Annotated in this window: 25 protein-coding genes; 12 read left to right on the plus strand and 13 right to left on the minus strand. The window is 43.6% G+C overall.

What is annotated here, in order from left to right; translation table 11 throughout:
- Positions 1 to 179: 179 nt before the first annotated feature.
- The 3 genes from B3O12_RS18085 to B3O12_RS18095 are packed head-to-tail and all read right to left on the minus strand — an operon-like array spanning position 180 to position 2,483.
- Positions 180 to 773, minus strand: a complete 594-nt coding sequence (locus B3O12_RS18085) for a hypothetical protein (RefSeq protein ID WP_286757303.1) — start codon at positions 771 to 773, stop codon at positions 180 to 182.
- A gap of 16 nt (positions 774 to 789) precedes the next feature.
- Complete coding sequence (locus B3O12_RS18090) at positions 790 to 1,566, minus strand: ABC transporter permease (protein ID WP_286757304.1); 777 nt, start codon at positions 1,564 to 1,566, stop codon at positions 790 to 792.
- Positions 1,566 to 2,483 carry an ABC transporter ATP-binding protein gene (locus B3O12_RS18095; RefSeq protein ID WP_286757306.1) on the minus strand — a complete coding sequence of 306 codons (918 nt, stop codon included), beginning with the start codon at positions 2,481 to 2,483 and terminating at the stop codon, positions 1,566 to 1,568. The genes B3O12_RS18090 and B3O12_RS18095 overlap by 1 nt, the downstream gene beginning before the upstream one ends.
- Before the next feature lie 178 nt (positions 2,484 to 2,661).
- On the opposite strand from B3O12_RS18095, the gene B3O12_RS18100 reads away from it, so the two are divergent.
- Both B3O12_RS18100 and B3O12_RS18105 read left to right on the plus strand, forming a co-directional pair.
- Positions 2,662 to 3,327: a TetR family transcriptional regulator C-terminal domain-containing protein gene (locus B3O12_RS18100; RefSeq protein ID WP_286757307.1), complete on the plus strand. Its 666-nt coding sequence runs from the start codon at positions 2,662 to 2,664 to the stop codon at positions 3,325 to 3,327.
- Positions 3,328 to 3,336: 9 nt separating this feature from the next.
- Positions 3,337 to 4,656 carry an ABC1 kinase family protein gene (locus tag B3O12_RS18105; RefSeq protein ID WP_286757308.1) on the plus strand — a complete coding sequence of 440 codons (1,320 nt, stop codon included), beginning with the start codon at positions 3,337 to 3,339 and terminating at the stop codon, positions 4,654 to 4,656.
- On the opposite strand, the gene B3O12_RS18110 is transcribed toward B3O12_RS18105, so the two are convergent.
- From B3O12_RS18110 to B3O12_RS18130, 5 genes are all read right to left on the minus strand, one after another.
- Positions 4,653 to 5,000 carry a hypothetical protein gene (locus B3O12_RS18110; protein ID WP_286757309.1) on the minus strand — a complete coding sequence of 116 codons (348 nt, stop codon included), beginning with the start codon at positions 4,998 to 5,000 and terminating at the stop codon, positions 4,653 to 4,655. The genes B3O12_RS18105 and B3O12_RS18110 overlap by 4 nt on opposite strands.
- An 80-nt stretch (positions 5,001 to 5,080) precedes the next feature.
- On the minus strand, positions 5,081 to 5,542 hold the full coding sequence (locus tag B3O12_RS18115) for a VOC family protein (RefSeq protein WP_189629736.1): 462 nt from the start codon (positions 5,540 to 5,542) through the stop codon (positions 5,081 to 5,083).
- On the minus strand, positions 5,535 to 5,957 hold the full coding sequence (locus B3O12_RS18120; protein ID WP_286745136.1) for a DUF1801 domain-containing protein: 423 nt from the start codon (positions 5,955 to 5,957) through the stop codon (positions 5,535 to 5,537). The genes B3O12_RS18115 and B3O12_RS18120 overlap by 8 nt, the downstream gene beginning before the upstream one ends.
- A gap of 8 nt (positions 5,958 to 5,965) precedes the next feature.
- Positions 5,966 to 7,489, minus strand: coding sequence for an arylsulfatase (locus B3O12_RS18125; RefSeq protein WP_286757310.1), 1,524 nt, complete (start codon positions 7,487 to 7,489; stop codon positions 5,966 to 5,968).
- A gap of 107 nt (positions 7,490 to 7,596) precedes the next feature.
- The gene (locus B3O12_RS18130; RefSeq protein WP_286757311.1) at positions 7,597 to 8,283 is read right to left on the minus strand and encodes a hypothetical protein; all 687 of its coding nucleotides are present in this window, start codon (positions 8,281 to 8,283) and stop codon (positions 7,597 to 7,599) included.
- Positions 8,284 to 8,507: 224 nt separating this feature from the next.
- On the opposite strand from B3O12_RS18130, the gene B3O12_RS18135 reads away from it, so the two are divergent.
- The 7 genes from B3O12_RS18135 (at position 8,508) to B3O12_RS18165 (ending at position 13,670) form a co-directional block, all read left to right on the plus strand.
- Complete coding sequence (locus tag B3O12_RS18135; protein ID WP_286757312.1) at positions 8,508 to 9,527, plus strand: tetratricopeptide repeat protein; 1,020 nt, start codon at positions 8,508 to 8,510, stop codon at positions 9,525 to 9,527.
- Between the two features lie 89 nt (positions 9,528 to 9,616).
- Positions 9,617 to 10,129: an RNA polymerase sigma factor gene (locus B3O12_RS18140; protein WP_189629741.1), complete on the plus strand. Its 513-nt coding sequence runs from the start codon at positions 9,617 to 9,619 to the stop codon at positions 10,127 to 10,129.
- Complete coding sequence (locus tag B3O12_RS18145) at positions 10,119 to 10,667, plus strand: hypothetical protein (RefSeq protein WP_189629742.1); 549 nt, start codon at positions 10,119 to 10,121, stop codon at positions 10,665 to 10,667. Before B3O12_RS18140 ends, B3O12_RS18145 begins: the two co-directional genes overlap by 11 nt.
- A 12-nt stretch (positions 10,668 to 10,679) precedes the next feature.
- Entirely contained in the window at positions 10,680 to 11,213 is a 534-nt protein-coding gene (locus tag B3O12_RS18150) for a DUF4252 domain-containing protein (protein ID WP_189629743.1), read from the plus strand.
- A gap of 178 nt (positions 11,214 to 11,391) precedes the next feature.
- The gene (locus tag B3O12_RS18155) at positions 11,392 to 11,934 is read left to right on the plus strand and encodes a DUF4252 domain-containing protein (protein ID WP_286757313.1); all 543 of its coding nucleotides are present in this window, start codon (positions 11,392 to 11,394) and stop codon (positions 11,932 to 11,934) included.
- Positions 11,935 to 11,955: 21 nt separating this feature from the next.
- Positions 11,956 to 12,861, plus strand: coding sequence for an ABC transporter ATP-binding protein (locus B3O12_RS18160; protein WP_189629745.1), 906 nt, complete (start codon positions 11,956 to 11,958; stop codon positions 12,859 to 12,861).
- Positions 12,858 to 13,670, plus strand: a complete 813-nt coding sequence (locus B3O12_RS18165; RefSeq protein WP_189629746.1) for an ABC transporter permease — start codon at positions 12,858 to 12,860, stop codon at positions 13,668 to 13,670. The genes B3O12_RS18160 and B3O12_RS18165 overlap by 4 nt, the downstream gene beginning before the upstream one ends.
- A gap of 60 nt (positions 13,671 to 13,730) precedes the next feature.
- Here B3O12_RS18165 and B3O12_RS18170 read toward each other — a convergent pair whose 3' ends face one another.
- Positions 13,731 to 15,251, minus strand: coding sequence for a BCCT family transporter (locus B3O12_RS18170; RefSeq protein WP_286757314.1), 1,521 nt, complete (start codon positions 15,249 to 15,251; stop codon positions 13,731 to 13,733).
- A 73-nt stretch (positions 15,252 to 15,324) separates the two neighbouring features.
- Here B3O12_RS18170 and B3O12_RS18175 point away from each other — a divergent pair, with 73 nt between their 5' ends.
- The gene (locus tag B3O12_RS18175; protein ID WP_286757316.1) at positions 15,325 to 15,873 is read left to right on the plus strand and encodes a DinB family protein; all 549 of its coding nucleotides are present in this window, start codon (positions 15,325 to 15,327) and stop codon (positions 15,871 to 15,873) included.
- Between the two features lie 3 nt (positions 15,874 to 15,876).
- Here the strand turns inward: B3O12_RS18175 and B3O12_RS18180 are convergent, their stop codons facing one another.
- The 3 genes from B3O12_RS18180 to B3O12_RS18190 all read right to left on the minus strand — a co-directional run bounded on the left by B3O12_RS18180 (position 15,877) and on the right by B3O12_RS18190 (position 18,886).
- Positions 15,877 to 16,278: a response regulator gene (locus B3O12_RS18180; RefSeq protein ID WP_286757317.1), complete on the minus strand. Its 402-nt coding sequence runs from the start codon at positions 16,276 to 16,278 to the stop codon at positions 15,877 to 15,879.
- 3 nt (positions 16,279 to 16,281) lie between these two features.
- The gene (locus B3O12_RS18185; protein ID WP_189629749.1) at positions 16,282 to 17,586 is read right to left on the minus strand and encodes a sensor histidine kinase; all 1,305 of its coding nucleotides are present in this window, start codon (positions 17,584 to 17,586) and stop codon (positions 16,282 to 16,284) included.
- 169 nt (positions 17,587 to 17,755) lie between these two features.
- A complete protein-coding gene (locus B3O12_RS18190) occupies positions 17,756 to 18,886 on the minus strand; it encodes a lycopene cyclase family protein (protein WP_286757318.1) in 1,131 nt (376 codons plus the stop codon).
- A gap of 145 nt (positions 18,887 to 19,031) precedes the next feature.
- Between B3O12_RS18190 and B3O12_RS18195 the strand changes: the two genes are divergently transcribed.
- Positions 19,032 to 19,877, plus strand: coding sequence for a hypothetical protein (locus B3O12_RS18195; protein ID WP_286757320.1), 846 nt, complete (start codon positions 19,032 to 19,034; stop codon positions 19,875 to 19,877).
- Between the two features lie 28 nt (positions 19,878 to 19,905).
- On the opposite strand, the gene B3O12_RS18200 is transcribed toward B3O12_RS18195, so the two are convergent.
- Entirely contained in the window at positions 19,906 to 21,171 is a 1,266-nt protein-coding gene (locus B3O12_RS18200) for an asparagine synthetase B (RefSeq protein WP_286745724.1), read from the minus strand.
- Positions 21,172 to 21,286: 115 nt separating this feature from the next.
- Between B3O12_RS18200 and B3O12_RS18205 the strand changes: the two genes are divergently transcribed.
- Positions 21,287 to 22,522: an ABC transporter permease gene (locus B3O12_RS18205; protein WP_286757321.1), complete on the plus strand. Its 1,236-nt coding sequence runs from the start codon at positions 21,287 to 21,289 to the stop codon at positions 22,520 to 22,522.
- The last annotated feature ends 117 nt before the right edge of the window (positions 22,523 to 22,639 follow it).

Raw genomic sequence — 22,639 nt, forward strand, 5'->3', positions numbered from 1 at the left:
CCGCAATGACGTCCTAAGAGGGGATATTTTGCTACTTCGTTACATCTAACTCAGGTTAATTAATAAACAAAAAAAACCCCAGCTGCAAGCAGCCAGGGCACGATTTGGATGTATGTTATCCCACGTGTGGGATATTAGTAGGACGATTTGTCGTTGGGAATGTTTCCGCTGTTCGCTAATTATTTTTTCTTTTTCCTTAACTGGTTCCAGGCAATACCTCCCAAAGCTAGTGCACATAGTCCCCAGGCTATTTCCAGGTGTATATAGGAGAGAGGTATACTGGCAAAAACAGTCAAAATGCCAATGGCCCAAATCAGGTCGGCTTTGGGGTTACTTCTTCGGGTACTTATCTCGCGGGTAGCCATATGCCTTTCGGCAAAGATGAATCTCAGCTTGGGGTAGTCATAAATCAAAAGCCACAGATTAAGAACAATAAGAAAGGCGTTGACATAAGGAGTGCCCTGCCAGCCAAGAGAAACCGTAACCATGAAAATATTCGAGATCATGGGCAAACACATAATTGCGCCAAGGGTGGCAAAACGCTGAGTAAGGAGTAGCAAACCTATGGTTACCTGACTGGCTCCAATAAACCGGGCATATAGCCCAAGCCCGTAGGTCGAAAGTTCATCTTCTAACCAAACAGGGCCAATAAAACCGGGGAAACTATGCTCGAAATACAGTTTGGCCATGCCGGAACTGAAGAAAGTAAGCCCTAAAAAAAATCGAACAACAACGATTAGCCTGGGCTGATGTTTTTGGAAAAGAGCTATCATATGGCTGAGGTTAATGCTAAATAATTCGTTTACGCTGCGTATCAATGGCGGCAATGGAAAAGACCACCGCGGCCAAAGCCAGACTTAGGTACACCGGTTCCATGTGGCTCCAGAGGCTAAAGTTTTCGGTACCAACCGGCCCGGAAGACAATACATGATAACCGTAGGGGTGATACCTGGCATATTCCCATCCTTGCACCAGAATCATAAACGATACAATGCCACCTACTCCAATACCTAAGGGTAGAATAAGGTTTTTGGTGCGCTGGCTTAAGTAAAAGTGTATGGATCCAAAGCCCAGTGTGGCCAGAAAGATGGTAAAACAATTGCCAAGTAAATGCCACAGATTAAACGGATCGGCAAAACCCAGGTCAGGGTTGGCCAGGTGCAACAGCCAACCAACAGCGTAGGTCATTAGACCAAAGAGCATTAGGCTGCAAAACAACATGGCTATATACACCAGCATTTTGGAGCAGAACACATTCAGTCGGGAAAGCGGCTGAGCATAAATGAGTTTCCATGTGTTGGAGTTAGATTCTATGGTGTTCACAAAGAGTGCTACTATAATCACAAAGAAGGGAAACAGAAAGTTGGCAGGTCCGCTGCTAAACTGCATCAGGTTTTCCCAGGCCGTACCACCCCGGGCAACAATGGCATCGCCTCTTCTTAAAAAGGCAATGAGGTTTATGGCCGGAATAAAGGCCGGGGCCAACAAAACAAACCAAAATACAAAGGTGCTTCGGTACTTATATATTTCTGCAGAAATACCTTTTTTCAATGCTAGAATGGCCATTACTGATCAAGTTTTTTAGTGAGATTAAGAAATATCGATTCAAGATTTTGAGCTGTTGTGCTCAATCCGTATACCTCTAGGCCGGCATCTACCAACAGCTTATTTACATGCGCAATCTCCTGCCAGGATTGAATGGGTAAGATCAGTGACTGCCCGTTTTGTTCGGAAATGGTGAAGTTGCCGGTTTTGAGTACCTGAACAGCGGTGGCCACATGGTTGAGCTCTACCCTGAGCTCTGTTAGCTGGGATCCTTGACGGAGTCCGTCCAACTTGCCTTGGTAAAGCACCTCTCCCTGATCAATAATTGCAACGTCTGTGGCCAGCTTTTCAATTTCTGAAAGTATGTGGCTGGAAAGGAAAATGGTTTTCCCATGTTCGCGATTAAGGCGAATAATTAACTCCCGCATTTCTATAATCCCGCTGGGGTCCAGGCCGTTGGTGGGCTCATCCAAAATCAGTAATTCCGGATCAGTCAGTAAGGCAGCCGCTAAGCCTAGCCGCTGACACATACCCAGAGAGTAATGCTTGGCTTTTTTGTCGGCATTATCAACAAGGCGAACAATCCTGAGCACCTCGTCTATCCTGGATACAGGAACGTTCACCATTCTTCTAATTACCTCCAGATTTTGGCGGCCGGTGAGGTGTTTGTAAATACTGGGGTTTTCAATAAGGGCACCTACCTGTTTTAGAATAGCACTGCGGGCTGTTTCATAACTCTTGCCAAAAAGTTTTACACCACCACCTGGCGCATGAAAAAGGTCGAGTAAAATTCTAATGGTTGTGGTTTTGCCTGCTCCGTTGGGGCCTAAAAATCCAAAAATACTACCTGTGGGTACTTGCAGGCTAACATTGCTCAGGGCTTTAAAGTCTTTAAAGTAAAAATTGAGCTCCCGGGTTTCTATGCTGTATGACTCCATAAAAAATGGCTGATTTGACAGAATGACGAACTGATGAAGCACTTGGGTAACAAAGACCAGCCAAAAACACAAACGGCTTAGTCCTATCCACCAGAGGAGGTAATAAAAAAACTGTGTTTTAAAGGACACATTCGGCTTAAATCGTCAACCTTTTTCATATAACTGGTGTTAGTGAGGCATGGAAGAATCAAAAGCGGCAAAAGCTACCTCAAAAAAGTCGCCAGACCAGAAAATAAGGGACGGCTACATTGGTCATGTGCTGGAACACGGCAAGGCACCGGCTTCAATTTACCAGTTCATTAAGTCGGTAAAAATTAAGGAAGAAGACTTCTACAACCACTATAACTCGTTCGAAAGCATTGAAAAAGATATTTGGTTGTATTGGTTCAGACAAACAGTAGACACGCTAAAGACCGACCCGGTATATGATGAATATTCGGTACGCGAAAAAATGTTGGCTTTCTTCTACACATTTATAGAGCAACTTAAAACTAACCGTAGCTATATTTTGCAAACGGTGCCGCGCAAAATAAGACCTGAACTTACTCCATACTACCTCACAACCGTACGAAAGAGCTTTAAAGAATGGGTGGGAGAGTTGTTGCTAGAAGGTGAAGAAACAGAAGAGGTACAAAGCCGTCCGTTGATTGGTAAAAGATATGACGAAGCGCTTTGGTGGCAATTTCTATTTGTGCTCGGATTTTGGATTAAGGATGAAAGCAAAGCTTTTGAAAAGACCGATGCCGCTATTGAAAAGTCTGTAAACCTGGCCTTTGATCTTTTGGGGCGGGGCCCGCTCGATGCCATAGTAGACTTTGGCAAGTTTTTATTCCAGAACCGTTAATTCCAGTTCATGAAAGAACAATCTAAAATACCTACCTCTAAGGTGCAGCGTGCTGCCAAATTTGTGACTACCGGAGCCAAGGTAGGGAGCAATTATGTAAAACATTATGCAAAGAAGGCCATTAACCCTTCTCTGGGAAAAGAAGAATTGCATGCCGATAATGCCAGAGATATCTACAATTCGCTAAGTGAATTGAAAGGTAGTGCACTAAAAGTGGCGCAAATGATGAGCATGGATAAGAATATGTTACCAGCCGCTTATCAAGACAAATTTTCCATGGCTCAATACAGTGCGCCACCACTTTCTTACCCGTTGGTAGTAAAGACTTTTCAGCAGTATTTTCAGAAAAATCCGATGGAGATTTTCGATACATTCACCAAGTCGGCTGTCAATGCGGCCTCTATCGGCCAGGTACACCAGGCAACCCGAGACGGCCATAAGTATGCCGTAAAAATCCAGTATCCTGGAGTGGCCAATTCGGTAAAGTCCGACCTCAAGCTGGTACGTCCGTTTGCCGTGCGCCTAATGAACCTGAACGAACGAGACCTGGATCATTACATGGAGGAGGTAGAAACCAAGTTGCTGGAAGAGACCGACTACCATTTGGAAGTAGAACGATCTATGGAGATTTCTGAGGCTTGTTCGCATATTCCTAACCTAAAATTCCCCAGATATTACCCCGATCTTTCGGCCGATCGAATTATTACCATGGACTGGATGGAAGGCAAAGTGTTGAAGGAGTTTATTAAGTCTAACCCCGATCAGGCCACCCGCGACAGAGTGGGACAAGCTATGTGGGATTTCTATGACTTTCAAATTCATACCCTCAGGCAGGTTCATGCCGACCCGCACCCCGGTAATTTTATAATTGATGACGAGGGTACACTGGGTGTAATTGACTTTGGTTGTGTAAAGGTGATTCCCGATCGGTTCTATGACCCTTACTTTAGCCTTATTCGAAAAGATATACTTACGGCCGACAATGAGCTGGAAAACCGATTTAAGGAACTTCAGTTTATTTATGACGATGATACGACTGAGGATAAGGCCTATTTCTCAGGTGTTGTGAAAGATATGATGGGCTTGTTGGGAAAACCGTTTCATCAGGATGAGTTCGATTTTGGTGACGATACATACTTTCGACAGATTTTTGAGATGGGAGAAGTAATTTCTGAATCCAAGAAATTCAGAGCGTCTGAAAAGGCCAGAGGAGCCCGGGATGGTTTGTATATAAACCGAACCTATTTTGGACTATATAATATTCTTAACGAATTGAAGGCCAGGGTGAAGACTACTAAACCTGAATGGGCTGCCCGTGTAGTGGCTTAAGGTAAATTGGAAGGAAGGGAAATGGAGCCTAAAAGGCTACTGGCTGTTACCGACTTTATGGTGAAGTTTAGGTTTTCCAGCTTTTTGAGCTTCTCGTGTTCAAAGTCAATGGGCTGCTTTAGCGTAGTAATGAGTTGGCCTGCTTCATCATATATCTCAAAATAAATAAGCCCTTGTTTGCTTATCTCTTTCATGTCTTCTAGCAGCTCCTTGCGTTCCTTTTTCAGGTTGCGTTTTACAATGCCCAAAAACTGATCGGAAAGATTGTCTGGAACAAGTTGATAGCTAAAAAGGCATAGGGCAAACAGGCAAGCTGCCAAGAGATAGGTGAAAAGTCTGCTCATCATTGCAACTTATACCAGACAAAGCCAAACTACCCTACCTGCCTCTCAAAAATTAGGAGCAAATAGGGGATACGCCTAAGCTATTTCCAGTCATCGTTTATTTCTATCCAGTAGCCGTTCGGATCCTGAATGTAGATTTGCCTTACACCATCGGGTCTGATGGTTACTTTACCCGCCTCGCCTTCCCAGCTTTCGTAGGGTATTTGATGTTCTTTGAGTCGGTTGATAATGGGCATGAGAGCTTCTACCGCTAAACTAAGGTGGAATGATTTGGTCAATTGTATGGCGCTCATATCGCCCTGAAGCATATGAATTTGCTGGCCGCGACTGTTGCCCATCCAGTCAATTAAAGGATTGCCCGTTGGGTCTTCAATGGGCTTAAAGCCGAGGGCTTTGGCATAAAAATCTTTGCTTTGCTGTAGGTCTTTGACCACTATGGCCAGGTGATTGAATTGGGTTTGTGTTTGGGCATGTATCTGCGATACAGCCACTGTTGAAATAAAGAACAGAACGGGAATTAATTTGTGCTTTATCTTATCCATATTTTTTGGTCATATAATCGTACGATTCTTGAATAAGTTGTTCCAATACCTCCAGATCTATATCTTCCAGCCTTTTTACGTACAGGCATGACTTTCCGGTTTTATATTTCCCCAGTTTTTTCATTAGGGAATCGTACCGCTCAAAGCCGGGCATTATGTAGAGGGTCAGATTTTGGGCGCGTGGCGAGAAGCCCACTTTCATAAAGTCACCTTCCCGGCCGCTGTCATATTTGTAGTGGTATACATCGAAACCAACAATGGCAGTGCCCCACATTTTTGCTGGTTTGCCGGTTATTCGCTCCATCATGTTTTTGATGGCAAAGCTATCGGCACGTTTCTTTTCGTCTTTTACCGAATTTAGAAATGCATCAACGCTGGCGTTGTTTTCTGTGGTTTTGTTTTCGTTTTTGCCCATTGGTTCTACTATTTATCCAGTACAGGGATTTTGAATTTAGCTATTTCAGGCTCTTCATGTGCCTCTTCCATTGCTTTTCTTATCCTTTCCACAATATCGGGGTGTTTATTAGCCAGATTATGCTGTTCAGCCGGGTCGTTTTCCAAATCATACAGTTCTATGGCTAAGTTGCCTTCCATCATGTCTTTTCTAATACCCTTCCACCGGCCCATACGTACAGCCTGTTGGCCATTATAACTCGGAAATTCCCAGTACAGAAAGTTGTGAGTGTTTTTGGCTTGCTTGCCATAAAGCACCGGAACAAGGCTTTTTCCATCGGTTTGGGGTATAACTGCGCCAGCCAGTTCGCTAACTGTGGGTAACAGATCGTAAAAAGCACCGATGTGTTGAGATATGGATTCTGAAGGGATATGTCCCGGCCATGAGGCAATAAGTGGTACACGAATGCCACCTTCGTATGTAAAACCCTTGGTGCGACCATAAGCGTTGGGGAATGGCCCCGCACTATTAAAGTATTCGGGGTCTACTCCTCCCGCATAGGTTGGGCCATTGTCGCTGGTGAATATAATTAAGGTGTTCTCGTAAATACCTTCTTGCTTCAATAATGCAACGAGTTCTCCCACCTGATCGTCCAAGTAGTTGATCATACCTGCATAGGCGGCCTTCGGATAGGGGTGGGGAAAGTACCCATTCTGGCCCAGGTAGGGTTTTTCTTCACCAATAATGTCTCGGTACTTTTCTACATATGGCTGTGGCACCTGTAGTGGTACGTGGGGGAGAGGGCTGGCATAGTAAAGGAGAAAGGGAGACTCTTTATCTCTGTTTTTTATAAACTCAAGTGCTTTCTCCTGCATTTTTTGCGGTGCATAGTCCGTTTGAGTAAAGGCATCGTAAGCTTGCGGATTGTATGGGTTGGCTTCTGCAGTTAGCTTGGTGCCTGGAGGCACCGTGTCGTTGTTCAGGGCAACCTTAAGTTCGTTTTCCCACAAGTGAACGGGGTATAAGTTGTGTGCCTGGCGCTGACAATTGTATCCGAAAAAATAGTCGAACCCCTGCCGGTTGGGTGTGCCTTCTGTATTTGGAGCTCCTAGCCCCCATTTGCCTACCAGAGCTGTTTGGTAGCCTGCGGATTGTAATACTTCGCCCATGGTCAGGGTAGAAGCGGGGATGGGACGTTGACCTTCGAGCTCAGGGTTTTTTATGGCCTCTTTATAATTCCAAACATCTCCACGTTCTGTCCATTCGTCATTACCTCTTATAAAGGCATGACCCGTATGCCGGCCGGTGAGCAGTACATAGCGTGAGGGTGCACACACGGGAGAACCTGCATAAAAATTGGTGAAACGCGTGCCTTCTCTGGCCAGTGCATCCAAATGGGGAGTTTGAATCACCTGCTGACCATAGCTGCCCAGTTCGCCATAGCCAAGGTCATCGGCCAAAATTAGCAATATGTTAGGCGGTTTTTGCTCCCTAGGTTTAGTGCAGGCGATAGTAAGGAAAAAACAGAATAGGACAGCGTAGCGTAAAGGCATAGAAAAAATCGTTTCTCCAAAATAGAAAAACGATTCGAATTATTTTCTTGATGAACAGGGCCTTGGACCGGTGGTTGTCAATAAAGCCCCAGAAAATTAGGTTGCGGCTAGTTGTTGCCTTTTAAGGCTTTAAAAATGTTTTTACTGTCTTTTCCTTTCTTTAGCTTAATAATGATAAGGCCTTTTTTATTTTCCAGATCATAAATTTCGAGTACTTGTTTTTGTTTGATTACCTCAATAGTTTGAATGTTTTCCGGGCCAATGGAGTCTATGTTGTCGTTGGATGTCAGTAAATAACTTTCATTGCCATATCGCACCAAAAAAGCAACATCTTCCATGGCTGGGTTTTCTATGTGGCTTCTTACTTGCACTTTGGCCTCGCTTTGATTCGTAATACTTTGGGATTCAGAGGCATTGCCTAAAACAGGATCTACTTCCAGTAGATGGGAGCGCCTTCCTTTTTCAACGTTAAAATAAGCTCGTGTTTCAGGGCTGTCTTTCAACCATATTTGAATGAGCCCATTCTTTGCTGCATTTCCGTACAGAGCCGTGGCCGATTGTCCCTTCAATACGGTTATGCTCTTTATGGCCTCCTGATCAATTTGGTCTAGCCGGGCCAATGGAGAGAGCAGAAGTTTTTCGTTTCCTAAATGTATTTCAATAAGAGGTTTCTTCTTTTGATCAGTTATAGAAGTATCTGAATGAGTGACCGTAAGTTGAAGTTTTTGTTGTTGGGCAACAAGAGAAGCGGATAATGCAACAAGCAGAACGGGTAGAATCAGTAAGTTTTTCATAGCAGTAGTTTGGCGCATTTGTCTCAAAAATAAGGCCAAAGTTTTATTTTTTAGAGGATAATTTAAATTATACTGTGTGAATAGAAACTCTGCTAATTGCAGGGTTTTGCGTCTAAGACACGGAATGCACAAACCGCTATGTTTTGTTCGCCTACACCAAACAGTTTTATTCAACTTTACATTGTTTGAGCAGGAGCTAAGGTGTAATTTGCCCCTCCAAAGGCATGAAGAAAGTATTTCAGTTAATTGTACTAGTGAGTCTATTAGTGGCTTGCGACTCTGATCAAGACAAGGCGGGTAGGTTTTTCATTAAAGGAAACGAAGCCTTGAATCAGGGGCAGTACAACGAAGCCGTACGTTATTATACAGAAGCCATTGCTCTGGCACCTTCTATGAAAGAAGCCTATAATAACCGTGGTGTGGCCTATTACAAAGATGGTCGCTATGCGGAGGCTATTAATGATTACAGCTATGCGTTGGTACAGATAGATGAACACTATGCCGATGCCATTCGCAACAGGGCCAACGCCTACCTGGCCGACCACCGGCACAGCAAGGCCATAGAAGACCTAAACAGGCTACAACGCATTTATCCAGACTCCTCATTTGTCTATTTCACCAAAGGCATTGCGCTGCACGAAGATAAGGCCTATGCTGAGGCAATCGATGCATTCGAAAAGGCCCTCACAATGCAACCGAACGATGCAGAAGCCATGGTGAACCAGGCCAACAGTTATTATATGCTTCAGGAATTTGAGCAGGCAGAGCAGTTGTTGAACAGAGCCGAGTCTATTGACGCATCGGAACCCAATATCTATAACACCCGAGGTCTCATAGCCATGGAAAAGAAGGAGTATAGTAATGCACTCAACTGGTTTAACATAGCTCTAAGAATGGATCCGGGCAATGCGTATTACTTGAACAACAGAGGGTATCTATACCTTCAGATGAACCGTATAAGTGCAGCAGAAGAAGATTTGCGCAGAGCAATAATTGGTGCGCCAAACAACGCATGGGCTTACAGAAACAGAGGTTACTACTTTCACTTAAATAAGCGATACGAAGATGCCATTCGTAACTTTGAATTAGCCGCTAAAATGGACAATGAAGTACCCTTGCTTCATTTCTATTGGGCCCAAACGCTGCAAAGTCTGAACCGTGGAGAAGAGGCTTGTGAGATTTTATCTCGTGAAACCACCACTTTACCCGAGGTTGAAGACCTGCGTCAGCAAGTTTGCCGATAGCCCGATTTGGCCGTATATTCAGATATCCAATATTTTTTTTTCATGCCTGTGTTAACATCGGTACATCACATGGCGTCTCACTTTTGATTATGGATGTATCGCGCTTCAAAGCAGAGATTTTACCTCTTAAGAATAAACTCTACCGCTTTTCGCTCCACATTGTAAGAGATGAGGAACTGGCGAAAGACGTAGTGCAGGAGAGCCTTATAAAGGTTTGGGAAAAGCGGGAAGAGCTGGGGCAAATTCAAAACATAGAAGCCTGGTGCATGCAAATTACGCGCAACAAGTCGCTCGACAAACTCCGAAGCAAGCACGTAAAGAAGACCGACCTTTTTGAGGTGGAATTCGATACCCGAAAGGAGAGAGATACACCCTTTGTGGTCACAGAAAGAGGCGATTTGATGCAACGAATTATGGAACTGATTGAAAATCTTCCGGACAGGCAAAGAGAAGTAATGCACCTGAGAGATATAGAAGGGTATGCCTATAAGGAGATTGCCGAAATGTTGGGCATAGACATCAATCTGGTAAAAACCAATTTGTTCAGAGCGCGAAGAAAATTAAAAGAGAGCTTAATAAAAGTAGATGCTTATGGACTTTAAGACATCAGAACTAATAAAAAAATATTGGGAGGCAGATACAAGTCTTCAGGAAGAAGAACAACTGAAAAGAGAGTTGCTTTCTGCCACCAACGAAACCGATTGGGAAGAAGAAAAAGCATTATTCGCCCACTTTAAACAAGCCAAAGAAGCAGAACTGGACGATTCGTTCGATCAGGCCCTTCTTGCTGAGATTGACTCTCGTGAAACGGCCGGAACCAGGCAAGTGCAATGGACCGACTATTTTAAGCAGTACTACAAAATTGCGGCCGCAGTGGTAGTGCTTCTTGTTTCAGGAATGCTCTATCAGCAACAACAAAAAGAAGTGGTGGTAGAAGATACTTTTGACAACCCTGAAGTAGCCTATGCCGAGTTGAAAAAGCAGTTACTGATTGTTTCGCGTTACCTGAACAAGGGGCAACAAACCGTATCGGAGCTCAACAACCTAAGCAAGGTACCCTCCGAGCTGAAAGACTTTGCCAAAATGAGTGAAGCCTCTGAAGGCCTGGAAATGTTAAGTGAAATGAATGTTGAAAATTAAGTTAGAATGAATATGAAAAAGTTAGTATTAACAATGGTTATGGCTGTGTTTGCTGTAGGAGCAAAGGCACAGACTGATGCGATATCGAAGTACTTTAGCAAGTACGTTTCTGATACTTCCTTTATGCACGTAAACTTTAGCGGTAAAATGTTTCAGATGATTAGTCGTCTGGAAATGGATAACGCTGAAGAGCAAAAAATGATGGAAGAGTCGCTCGGCAAAATTAAGCGCGTGCAGGTGCTGGGGAAAGATAAGAATGTAGACGGAAGAAAAATGTATGCCGAAGCCATTAAACTAGTAGAAGGTAAAGGTTTTGAGGAGCTCATGTCGGTAAGAGAAGATGACAAAGACATCCGTTTCCTTATCAAAGAAAGCAACAATAAAATCGATGAGTTATTTATGGTAATGGGTGGCAAAAACGAGTTTGGCTTGCTAAGCATTGTTGGAGACGGAATCGATTTGAACGCCCTATATAAGCTGTCCAAGAAAATAGGAATGGATGGTTTTGAGGAACTTGAATTCCTGGATCAGCGCAAAGGAAACTAAATTATACCCGAATTGTGGCGGAGCTTTACGATTGGCTCCGTCCCAATTTTTTAAGTCAAAAGCTCACTATTTGGATGTATGAAATGAGCTGAAACCACCCTCCGGAGCCCTGTTTCGGAACTACACTTTTGCGGTTTTAGCAAATTTCATGTGTGCAGACAACACAAAACGATTACACATGAAAAAAATCTTAACCCTTGGTCTATGCCTATGTATGGTAAGTTTTGCCACAGCGCAAAGCAAGCATATAGAGCGGTTTCGAAAAGACCATAAACCCACCACATCGCTCTTCTTTTATAAGAGTACATTAAAAATGTATGCTCGAATGCAGCAAAGTCTGCAAGGTCAGTTCGATGCTGAAGAGTTTTCAGAAATGCCACAGTTGGCCGAAATGATTGATGGAATAGAAAAAATCAAATTCTTTTTATACGAAGATTGGACGTCTCAGCAAGACAGACAATTGTTTGAAAAGCTGACAGAAGATGTGCGATCAGAAGGCTATGAGGAGCTCATGTCCGGCAGGGTTGAAGGTAATCAAATGAGTGTTTTCATGAAAGAGGGCAGAAGCCGTCCGCAAGGCTTTGTGGTGATTGTGCGAATGGAAACCGGATATAGCATTATAGATATTGAGGGCTATCCTAATGTCAATAAGATCATGAAGCTCTCTAACCTCATCAATAATAGCTCCAATAGCCTCAATCTGTCAGAAGCAATTAAGTAAGGTCAACCTAAAATTCACGATTTGGACACAGTATTATCAATAAAAGGTCTTTCCAAGCACTATGGGAAGATAAAAGCCCTTGATGGCCTCAACCTGGAGGTAAAGAAGGGCAATGTATTTGGCATATTAGGCCCCAACGGAAGTGGAAAAACCACTACACTCGGAATGATTCTGGATGTAATTAACCCCACAGCCGGGCAATTTGAGTGGTTTGGAAAGAAAAGTGGACCTGCTACCCGTAAGCGCATTGGCGCCATACTGGAGCACCCCATTTTCTACCCTTACCTTACCGGTAGGCAAAACCTCATGATTGTTTGCGATATCAAACAAGTACCCTATGAAAGGGTAGACGAGGTATTGCTTCAGGTAGGGCTGGAAGAACGCAAAAACTCAAAGTTTAAAACCTATTCTTTGGGTATGAAGCAAAGACTTTCTATTGCTTCTGCTTTGTTGTGCGATCCTGAGGTAATGATTTTGGACGAACCAACCAATGGGCTAGATCCACAGGGTATTGCCGAAATCAGAGACCTGATTATATCCATTGCCAATAGTGGTAAAACCATCATCATTGCCAGTCATTTGCTAGATGAGGTGCAGAAGGTATGTACTCACTTTTGTGTGCTGCAACGAGGCAAACTCATATACAATGGTTTGGTAGAAGATGTGGGCAAAGGAAACCTGAGTGTAGAAGTAAAGGCCGATGATGAGCGACTGGAAGAAGTACTTGGAGCCTGCAATTTACACCTCGAAATGAAAAGGGAGTTAGATAAATACATTCTTACCATGCATGATGGCTACAGTGCAGCCGATGTAAACAAATACCTTTTCGACCACGGTATTACGGCAAAGCACCTAATTGTAAAGACTAAAAGTCTGGAAAAACAGTTCTTAGAAATTCTAAAAGACCAGGAAGGAGGCAAACAATGATACGACTATTAAAAATTGAGCTTAAAAAGGTTTGGCCGAGCCGGGCGTTTCGTTTGCTTTCCATCATGTATATGGTAGCTATGGTAATCATAGCCATGGGCGTAATGCCGTTTTTACGGTGGATGAAGTCTAAGTTTGAAGATTTTGATCTGGACGGAATTGATCCCACCATAATTCCTTTTTATGAATTCCCCGACATTTGGCAAAACCTTACCAGCGTGGCCATTTGGTTTAAATTACTTTTAGGTTTTAGCCTTGTATTTTCTATTACCAATGAGTTTTCGTACCGAACCATACGCCAAAATGTAATCGATGGACTTAGCAAGCATGAGTTTATTCTGTCCAAGATTATTATGGCCGGTTTTTTGGCAGCCGCTTCTACAGTAACCCTCTTCGTACTGGGCTTAATTACGGGATTAATGTATTCTACCGAGATTTCTTTTATGCTTATTTTTGAAGACAGCTTTTTTCTGTTGGCCTTTTTTATTCAGCTATTCTCCTTCCTGCTCTTTACTTTGCTCATAGGGGTGCTAATTAAGAAGTCGATTATTGCCATGGGACTGTTGGTTTTCTGGATACTTGCGGTAGAAAACGGGTTCTACATTTACAGCCAGGTAAAGAAGATTGAATGGATCGAATATTTGCTGCCCATAAAGTCAATCAATGCGCTCATACATAATCCTTTTCCCAAGTACGTATTTATGGAAATACAAGACTGGGTTGCCCTGCCCGAACTACTGCTTGTATTAGGGTATGGCGGTTTGTTTTACTGGGCTACTATACGACTGGTGGTAAAGAGAGATCTTTAAGAGACCCTGCTGCCTGCCAGCGGAACAACCTCAACAGCCCTTACCGGTGGTTGAGGTTTTTTATTTCTTTTTATGTTTCAACAGCCAGAAAATGCAACCCAGCGTAATGGCGAGCAATAAGAAGAGAGCAGGTAAACCACCCAGGTTAGAAAGCATTTTTATACCCTCAATTCCGGCCATACTCACCATAATATAGGCTACAAGACCTATGGTAGTGCCCCAAACAATTTTAATAAAAACCGGGGCAGAAGGCGCCTGAGGCGAAATACCGGTCGAACTAATACCACCCATGGCCTCGGTGTTGGAATCGGCAGCCGTTACATATGAAAGAAAAGCTGTGAAAAGAAATATCAAGGCCAGCAGGTCAGACCAGGGTAAAGCATCGAAAATACCATAAATTACCGATTCGGGCCCCAATGAGGTGAGCAAGCCAAGAAGATCGGCCTTTTTACTTAGCTGAAAATGGAGGGCAATACCACTAAAAATACTCATCCAGAGCATTCCGAAAAGAGAAGGTAGCACCCAGTTGAAAAGCATAAACTGGCGAATGGTATAACCTTTGGCAAGCCGCCCTAAAAACAGGGCTGTAATAGGTGCCCAGGCCATCCAGTTGGCCCAGTTAAAGGTTGTCCAGCTTTTAGGCCAGTCGTCATTCGGGTAAAGCACACTAACCACTGTCATTTCAGGCAGCGATTTAAAGTAAATGACCAGAGCCTGGCCCCATTGCGATAGAATGCTTTTAGTGGGGCCAAAGAAAAGTAAGAACAGAGCCAGAATAAGAAATATGCGGGCATTGATGTCCGAAAGCACCCGAATACCTTTCATTAAACCCGATATAGCCGAAAGAGTAAAGCATCCCACTATGAGAAGGGCAATGAACAGCAACAACCAGGGACTTTGATAACCCATGAGGTTATGAATTCCACCACTAAGGGTTAGTATACCGGCTCCCAAAGAGGCCGCCATTCCAGCAACCAGTGCATAAAGACAAATGCCGTCTATTAGCACTCCCAACTTCCCCTTTGGAGTAGCCTTTTGCCAGGGGAAGAGTGTAGACTCCAGGCTGAAGCTTCGTTTTCGGTTATAGAATGCAATCGCGAACATCAGGGCCGGAATACAATAAATGGCATAGGGAGTAAACGTCCAGTGCAGGTACATGTAACTTAGAGCCTCCTGAGCGGCTTTTTCGCTCAAGGCTGGAGTTTCAGAGAAAGCAGGAGGAGAAGAAAAATGAAACAGAGGTTCGGCAGTTCCCCAGAATATGATGCCCGTGGCAATGGTGGTACACAATACAATAGAGAACCAGCGCCACTTGCTGAGAAAGGGTTCCGCATGCTCACCACCAATTTTTTGCTTTCCCAGGGGGTGAAAGCATATTACGAGGCAACAGAGTAGCATAAGACCGGTGGTTAGGCTGAACAGCCATCCGAAACGAGAAATGATGAGGTCATTGATGCGGCTGGTAGTTTCAAGAAAACCCTCCGCATCTGCAAGACTATAGACAAGAGCTGCGAGAAGGAGGAGAAAGGGAGGCCAGAAAACCTGATGACGAAAATTGGAAAACAATCGATTAATTCTCAACGGTGTTCAGTATATCAGTTATTTTTGAAAGTAAACCATTCTTTATCGTTAAACAAACCATCTGCTATTGGCCATGAAAGCACTGTACACTTCCCTATTCTTTCTTTTTTTTACTACCCTCAGTGCTCAGGATTTACCTTACAGGTCTATCCCTGATGTGCCGGAAGGGCTTTATGCCCAGCAGGCAATGGCACGAATGGTCGATGGTCTGGGGTTTAGGTTTTATTGGGCCTCTGAGTCGCTAAGGCCAGAAGACCTTGTCTTTGGGCCTGAAGGAGAGGGGCGAAATGTAATGCAGACTATTCAGCATATTTATGGCCTTTCTGTCTTTACAATGACCTCTTTAGATAAAACCTTTGAAGCACCCAAGGCAGCCGACACCTATGAAGAGCTTCGTGCCCAAACCCTTCACCTGATCAAGGCTATATCTGATAAGTTGCAGCGAATGGATAATGTTTCACTGCAAAAGGTAGAAGTGAATGGACTGCCCTTTTGGTACTTGATTAATGGCCCGATTGCCGATGCCATATACCATACCGGTCAGATAGTGCTGCTGAGAAGGATGTCTGGTAACCCCACAAACCCAAAAGTGAGTGTGCTAAGGGGAGTAGTGGGCAATTAAGTATTAGAAGTTCTTATCGATAATTTTTTTGAGTATTTCTTCTGTAAGAGGTTTGTGAATAAAGCCCTCTACTTTGGTGCTTTTGGATTTTTCAAGATCATCGGGGTTGAGCGATGTGGTGAGCATTACAATAACCACTTTGGCCTTTTGGTCAATGTGTAGCTTTTCGTAGTGCTCCAAAAACTGCCAGCCGTTCATGCCGGGCATGTTTATATCTAAAAAAATTAGATCGGGCTGCGGATATTCTCCGTTTTCCGATGACTTCAAGAACTCCAGAGCTTCCATGCCGCTTTTAGCTACCACACAGCGTTCGCAACATTCGGCCTCTTCAACAACCATTGAGTTCAGAAAATTGGTGGCAGCATCATCGTCAACCAACAGAATGCATTTTAGCTTCTTTTCCATAGACTATAAATTAGGAATGTTAAAAAAGAAGGTAGATCCTTCATTTGGGGTCGATTCTACCCAGATATTACCACCGTGCAACTCCACTATCTTTTTGCAATGCGACAGGCCGATACCGGTACCCGGATATTCACTTTGGTTGTACAGACGTTGAAAAATGACAAAAATCTGATCCTGATACTGTTTGTCAATACCTATGCCATTGTCTTCTATAGAGAAAGTCCAGCCATTGTTGGGTTTGGCCGAAACGACCACACGGGGTGGAACGTCTTTTCTTCTGAATTTTATGGCATTGGCTATTAGGTTTTGAAAAAGTACTCTTAGCTCTGTTTCGTAGGCGTTGATTATAGGCAAGTCGTTAATAATAAGCTCTCCGTCTACTTCCTCAATAGAGGTTTTCATGTCTTTCTTTACGGCCTTTACCAGCTTAATACAGTCAACCGATTTCAGTTGTTTGTTTTTTCCAATCCTGCCATACTCTAACAGGCCTTTTACCAGGTTGCGCATGCGGTTAGATGAATCGGAGACAAATGAAAGCAGCTTGTTTCCTTTGGCGTCAAGTGTATCGGCATAGTCCTTTTTCAGCTTTTCTGAGAGGTCTATAATGGTGCGTAAGGGTTCTTGCAGATCGTGAGAGGCTACGTAAACAAATTGCTCTATTTCCTGATTTTGTCTTTGGAGTGAAGAAACGGCCCTTCTCAGCTTACGTTCGGCCAATTCGGCCTGCTTGGTTTTTTCGGCTAAATCGTGATTAACGTACTGAAGTTCAAATATAATGCTGGTTAGCTTGGCCATGCCTTCCAGATACTCCTGGTCATGCTCGTCAAAATCACCTTCGAATCGGTCGCTAAGTTGTAAAACACCCACAACTTCACCATTGGGTCGTTTTACAGGTGATGCCAGCCAGCCAGGCATAGGAGGATGCTCAAGTCCACGGGCATCTTTAAGTTCGCTAAAGCGTTTGAACATAGGGTGGCTGTAGAGTTCTTCTTCCGTAAATCTCACCGACTTCCTTTGGTCAATAACCAAGCGCCAGATCCCCTTGCCAGTGGGCATTACGTCATAGGAATTATATTTTTCGTACTTACTCGAGAAGCTATGGGTATGGACTGCCCGCTGAAAATCTCCGTCTGGTATAAAGCTTACCGCTGATTGATGAGCTCCAATCGATGTTCTTATCTCTTGGGCGATGTCGTGCAAGACATCGGCAAAAGACTTGTCATGAGCCAAGCTCAGCGTGGTGTTTATATTAAGTACCAGCTTTGCTTTTGACTCACGAGAATCAGATGTGCCCAAAGAACTAAACATAGACAATTCTTACGCCTAAAAACTTTAATGGATTAATGTAATTACATGTTAATTTACATATAAAATCATATAAATCAATATATGTAAATATTATTCTTTGATATGTTAAGAAGAAAATTTCTTCGAAGATCTGTGAAGATAGACGTATACGGGGTTCTGTTTATACGTCTTAGTCAACATATTGTTTTAAAAAGTTCTTCCCAAAATTCAATAATGGGGTGGAGGCCATAATTTTCAATTCTTCTAAAAGCCCCGTCTCTTCATCGAGAAATCTAAACATTGTGTGCAGTCCATTTTTTCTGAAAAGAGATCCGAAAATTTCTTCACCGGTATATTTTCCTTCGGCTAAAACCCTCAATAGAGTGGCATCATAGGCTTTGAATCGGGAGGTTTGGTAGGGTAGATGGCTGTCGGGTGCTTTTCCCTTTTTCAGGTTTTCTACCATGGCTTGGAGTATTTGCTGTCCGCGCAGAAATGTGTAGCCCGTAGAGGCCTTGGCAAAGCCTCCGTTAATGCCAATGTTATAGACGTTTTCACTTTGTTTGATCACGAAGCGATGATCCGTCATTGGAATTACACCAAACTCTTCCTCAGCAATGGTGTAACCTTCAATACCTAATTGTTTAATGTAGCTCTTCAAACCCAGTGTATATTCTGTATCAGAAAGCATTGCAGGGCTAAATAGGGTATATTCAACAAGAGCCCTTTTGCTGCTGAAAGGCAGCACGTAGCCAAAGCGACAATCGCCTTGTTGGTCTACCGAAAAATCCATGTAGGTGGCTGTGTCCGGCAAAAAACTGTCTGATGCAGTTTCAATTACCCACCCTTTAAAGTGCTGTAAAAGAGTAGTGGAGGCTTCTTTTTGGAGCGTGTTAAGGTTGAAAATGCTGGAAAAAACCAATCGTCCTTTATACTCAGAAGAGTCAGTTTTAACCACTCCGTTTGGGCTTATTTGTTCCACCGTTTCCTGTACCCAGACTACTTGCGGCACATTTAGGTTTTCTTTCATGAAGGCATAGAAGTCTATTGCCCGAATCATCTTATAGGAATATGGAGCGAGAGCATAGGTTTTATGCCACTTTGAGGTAGCTACTCTGGCGTTTGCCCATGTTTTGAACACCAGTTGCTCCAGCAGGTTTTGGCCTTTTTGCCAAAAGCACCAGGTGCGGTCGTTGGTGCTTTTTGAGTCTTTTTCGATTATAAGTATGCTTTTTTGCTTATCTTCGAAACCCGTCAGCAGATAAGCCAGGGTTAATCCGGCTGCCCCACCTCCGGCTATTATATAATCGAACTGCTTCATTAGATCAAACTTAATAGAATAACTGCTATTCTCTCTTTTTGATTTAAATGCTTTTTAAACGACTGTAAGACTGTGTGATAAAGGGTTTTTGGGGAACCTCTTTATGTAAAACTTTTTAAATTGGCGGCCAACTGGGAGACCACGAATGACTAAAACACCTGTCATATGCCTTATGGTACTGTGCCTGCTATCTTCTTGCGGGATACAAATGATATGCCCTGCTTACCATTCTTCCTTTGTGCTGGATGAAGATCACCAGCGCGATCTTTACTCTCTGTTTACTGTAGTGGATGGTGATACCGTGCCCAAGCGTCCTTACGGATTTAAGTACAAAGCAGAAGGTGATAGCATGATGGAAAAGTTTATCAAAGGTACGGAAGGTAAAGGGTTTAGAATACAGACCGGCAGGGTGCATTCTTTAGAAAAGGCCGGTTTTACCTATGAAAACCGGGTGAAAGAAAAACTGTGGGTGAAGATTTTTTCCGGTCGGGAAAAACCTGTTCTTGAAAACCCTTATCTGTTCGACCGTATTACCAAAAAGCGACCGTTCTATAAACTCGACCAGTTGGAGACCGAGCTGGTTCACTTTAACAGTGCCGCCTACGATAGTCTGGTGCGAGCAACTGTCAATCGTGGAGATACTGCGGCTTACGATCGTTTAATGCAGGAGTATAATGCGCTACCTCCGGCTATACAGGCACAACATGCCCCGCTGCTGAGAGGAGGGTTCAATGTGGAGCAAGATGAGTACGACAAGCGTTACAAAGATTACTTTCTGGAACTGCCCGAGCCCCCAGCACCCATAGACAGTAGTTTGTTAAAAGCTCAACAGCCCGACACCCTTGCTACCGATACAACCTCCAAAAAGGGAATTTTAGGGCTGTTCAAAAAGAAAGGGAATAAGAGTGAAGAAAAGCCGCCTAAAAAAGAGCGCAAGCGCGATCGGAAGAATAACGATGAAGGTATCTTGAATGAAGATGATGATAATTAAAGCTTCCGTTTCGGGGGGCGACTTTGTACTAGGTCTTCCGTTTTTTCTTTTTAGCAGCCGGAAATAGAATATTGTTTAGAATAAGCCTGTAGCCGGGCGAATTAGGGAAAAGGTTAAGATCGGTCGGTTCTTCACCTACCCGATGCTGATAATCTTCCGGGTCGTGTCCTCCGTAAAAAGTCCAGAATCCCTTGCCATAGATGCCGTGAATGTATTTGTCTTCATTGGCTGCAATTGTTTCGCCCATTACTACCACATCTGGTTTTACTACCCGTTTCTTAAATGACGTGGTTTGCCCGTAAAACCCTTTAATGAGATTGGTATGGTTTTGTGTGAGCATAGTTGGCACCGGATCCCACTTGGCTGAAAACTGAAAGAGCTTAAAGTAATCATTGCCCTCGTTGAGCGAGCGTTGTCTGCGGGCATCCGTGTTGTCTATATCGGAAAATTCATACTCCAGTGGATTGGTTTTGAGCTTAAAGTTTTCGAAGGCCAGCGTTTGTGTAAAGTCAAACCTTCGTTCTGCCCCCGGCTCGGCAGGGTCGCCATCGTACATAGACTCTATAAAGTCTACTCCATTGGCTGCCAGGGCAATGTCGAAAGAGTCGGTGGCCGAGCACATGGCAAACAGAAAGCCCCCCCCGGCCACAAATGCCCTGATTTTTTGAGCAATGGCCAATTTGAGTTGAGAAACTTTTGCAAAGCCATGTTTTTTGGCCGAAGCTTCATAGTCTTTCTGCTGCTGAATATACCACGAGTAGTTTTTAAAGGTGGCATAGAACTTTCCGTACTGACCCGTAAAATCTTCATGGTGTAAGTGTAACCAATCGTATGAGGTTAGTTCATCGTTCATGAGTTCATCATCATAAACCACATCGTAAGGAATTTCTGCATAGGTCAGGGCCAGTGTTACGGCATCGTCCCAGGGCATTTTGCTTTTGGGTGAGTAAACGGCAATTTTGGGCACCTTCTCCAGCCGCATCATATCCATGTTGCTCGAAGGAGAGGAGAGGAGTTGCTCCAGCTTGAGGGCATCGGCATCAGAAATTACCTGATAGCTCACTCCCCTTACCACCAGTTCATTTTCAATGCCCGTTCGGGCGGGCAGTAAAAAACTTCCTCCCCTGTAATTTAACATCCAGTCAATTGGTTCGTCTTGACTTAAAACCCAATAGGCAATTCCATAAGCTTTGAGGTGGTTGGTCTGGCTTTCGTCCATAGGAACCAATATCTTATTGGCAAAACCAGTGATTGTAAAAAGGCAGAAGAGAAAGGTGAAAACTAGTTTCTTCATAGCGAACAAGATATTAAACCGTTTAGCTGTGGAATCGTTCAATTTACGTATTAGTTGCTAAAACTTGACCAGTGGTCAATTACATTTATAACGAGGTTAGACTCAAGTATTACGCATGAATTTAAGACAAAACATCTCCGAAGGCATTAGCTCCATAAAAGCCAACATTCTCCGAACTGTCCTTACCGGACTCATCATTGCCATTGGTATTACTTCTCTGGTAGGTATGCTCACGGCTGTAGATGGCATTAAAAGTGAAATTGATGCCAGCTTATCCAACCTGGGAGCTAATAGTTTCGATATTAATTCTCGTTTTTCCGGCCGAAGAAACCAGAATGGTAGAAAGGAGAAGTCTTATGAGCCCATTCGCTTTACGGAGGCCAACCGCTTCAAAGAAACTTTTGAGTTTCCTTCTACCACTACAGTTTATACCCGTGTGAGTGGTATTGCGGAAATAAAGTATGGTAGCAAAACCACCAACCCAAATATTTCGGTTACGGGAGGCGATGAAAACTACATAGCTATAAAGGGTATTAATATTGAGCGCGGTAGAAATTTCTCTTCGTTGGAAATTCAATATGGAAACTACGTGTGCATTTTGGGTACGGAAGTAGTAAAGGCCCTTTTCGAAGCCAATGAAGACCCGCTCAACCAACAAGTGAAGTTTTACGGCAACAATTACCGGGTAATCGGAATTTTGGAAGAAAAAGGAGGTTTTGGTGGCGATACAGAAGAAGATAGAAACATTATCATTCCGCTACAGAATGCCAAACGACTGGATAGAAGAGGCTCTATGCGCTTCAATATTACTACCATGATCCAGAACCCTGAAGATATTGAGTATGCCATGGGTGAAGCCACCGGTTTAATGCGTCAGATTAGGGGCGATAGAATAGGAGAAGAAGACTCTTTCGAAGTAGAAAGGAGCGACTCGGTTACAGAAGCCCTTGATAACATTACCAATGGCATGCGAATGGCCGGATTTGGTATAGGTGCTGTAACCCTGTTAGGAGCGGCTATTGGCCTAATGAATATTATGATGGTTTCGGTAACCGAGAGAACCCGTGAAATAGGGATTAGAAAGGCTCTTGGAGCTACTCCAAAGCGCATACTGCAACAGTTTCTTATTGAGTCGGTAGTAATTTGCCAAATGGGCGGTATTGCAGGAGCTGTTCTCGGCATTATTGTAGGGAACATTCTGGCCAAGTTATTAGGAGGAGCATTTATTATTCCGTGGCTGTGGATTACCGTAGGTCTGATTATTTGTGTTGTAGTAGGAGTTATTTCCGGTTACGTTCCTGCCAAGCGAGCTGCCGCTATGGATCCTATTGAGTCGCTTCGCTTTGAGTAAGAAGCTTTCAGATGGTGGGCATTAGAACGAAAGCATTGGTTTACAAAGGTCTGCCATACTTATCGGATTGACACCTATTGGTAATTGCTGCCTACAATATTTAAATTGAAAAGAAAA

The organism is Roseivirga sp. UBA838 (assembly GCF_002296035.1).
GTDB lineage: Bacteria > Bacteroidota > Bacteroidia > Cytophagales > Cyclobacteriaceae > Roseivirga > Roseivirga thermotolerans.

What these genes read in the sequence shown, in the direction of transcription:
- B3O12_RS18085 (WP_286757303.1), bottom strand. Translation starts at nt 773, where the DNA reads ATGATAGCTCTTTTCCAAAAACATCAGCCCAGGCTAATCGTTGTTGTT.
- B3O12_RS18090 (WP_286757304.1), bottom strand. Translation starts at nt 1,566, where the DNA reads ATGGCCATTCTAGCATTGAAAAAAGGTATTTCTGCAGAAATATATAAG.
- B3O12_RS18095 (WP_286757306.1), bottom strand. Translation starts at nt 2,483, where the DNA reads ATGGAGTCATACAGCATAGAAACCCGGGAGCTCAATTTTTACTTTAAA.
- B3O12_RS18100 (WP_286757307.1), top strand. Translation starts at nt 2,662, where the DNA reads ATGGAAGAATCAAAAGCGGCAAAAGCTACCTCAAAAAAGTCGCCAGAC.
- B3O12_RS18105 (WP_286757308.1), top strand. Translation starts at nt 3,337, where the DNA reads ATGAAAGAACAATCTAAAATACCTACCTCTAAGGTGCAGCGTGCTGCC.
- B3O12_RS18110 (WP_286757309.1), bottom strand. Translation starts at nt 5,000, where the DNA reads ATGAGCAGACTTTTCACCTATCTCTTGGCAGCTTGCCTGTTTGCCCTA.
- B3O12_RS18115 (WP_189629736.1), bottom strand. Translation starts at nt 5,542, where the DNA reads ATGGATAAGATAAAGCACAAATTAATTCCCGTTCTGTTCTTTATTTCA.
- B3O12_RS18120 (WP_286745136.1), bottom strand. Translation starts at nt 5,957, where the DNA reads ATGGGCAAAAACGAAAACAAAACCACAGAAAACAACGCCAGCGTTGAT.
- B3O12_RS18125 (WP_286757310.1), bottom strand. Translation starts at nt 7,489, where the DNA reads ATGCCTTTACGCTACGCTGTCCTATTCTGTTTTTTCCTTACTATCGCC.
- B3O12_RS18130 (WP_286757311.1), bottom strand. Translation starts at nt 8,283, where the DNA reads ATGAAAAACTTACTGATTCTACCCGTTCTGCTTGTTGCATTATCCGCT.
- B3O12_RS18135 (WP_286757312.1), top strand. Translation starts at nt 8,508, where the DNA reads ATGAAGAAAGTATTTCAGTTAATTGTACTAGTGAGTCTATTAGTGGCT.
- B3O12_RS18140 (WP_189629741.1), top strand. Translation starts at nt 9,617, where the DNA reads ATGGATGTATCGCGCTTCAAAGCAGAGATTTTACCTCTTAAGAATAAA.
- B3O12_RS18145 (WP_189629742.1), top strand. Translation starts at nt 10,119, where the DNA reads ATGGACTTTAAGACATCAGAACTAATAAAAAAATATTGGGAGGCAGAT.
- B3O12_RS18150 (WP_189629743.1), top strand. Translation starts at nt 10,680, where the DNA reads ATGAAAAAGTTAGTATTAACAATGGTTATGGCTGTGTTTGCTGTAGGA.
- B3O12_RS18155 (WP_286757313.1), top strand. Translation starts at nt 11,392, where the DNA reads ATGAAAAAAATCTTAACCCTTGGTCTATGCCTATGTATGGTAAGTTTT.
- B3O12_RS18165 (WP_189629746.1), top strand. Translation starts at nt 12,858, where the DNA reads ATGATACGACTATTAAAAATTGAGCTTAAAAAGGTTTGGCCGAGCCGG.
- B3O12_RS18175 (WP_286757316.1), top strand. Translation starts at nt 15,325, where the DNA reads ATGAAAGCACTGTACACTTCCCTATTCTTTCTTTTTTTTACTACCCTC.
- B3O12_RS18180 (WP_286757317.1), bottom strand. Translation starts at nt 16,278, where the DNA reads ATGGAAAAGAAGCTAAAATGCATTCTGTTGGTTGACGATGATGCTGCC.
- B3O12_RS18185 (WP_189629749.1), bottom strand. Translation starts at nt 17,586, where the DNA reads ATGTTTAGTTCTTTGGGCACATCTGATTCTCGTGAGTCAAAAGCAAAG.
- B3O12_RS18190 (WP_286757318.1), bottom strand. Translation starts at nt 18,886, where the DNA reads ATGAAGCAGTTCGATTATATAATAGCCGGAGGTGGGGCAGCCGGATTA.
- B3O12_RS18195 (WP_286757320.1), top strand. Translation starts at nt 19,032, where the DNA reads ATGACTAAAACACCTGTCATATGCCTTATGGTACTGTGCCTGCTATCT.
- B3O12_RS18200 (WP_286745724.1), bottom strand. Translation starts at nt 21,171, where the DNA reads ATGAAGAAACTAGTTTTCACCTTTCTCTTCTGCCTTTTTACAATCACT.
- B3O12_RS18205 (WP_286757321.1), top strand. Translation starts at nt 21,287, where the DNA reads ATGAATTTAAGACAAAACATCTCCGAAGGCATTAGCTCCATAAAAGCC.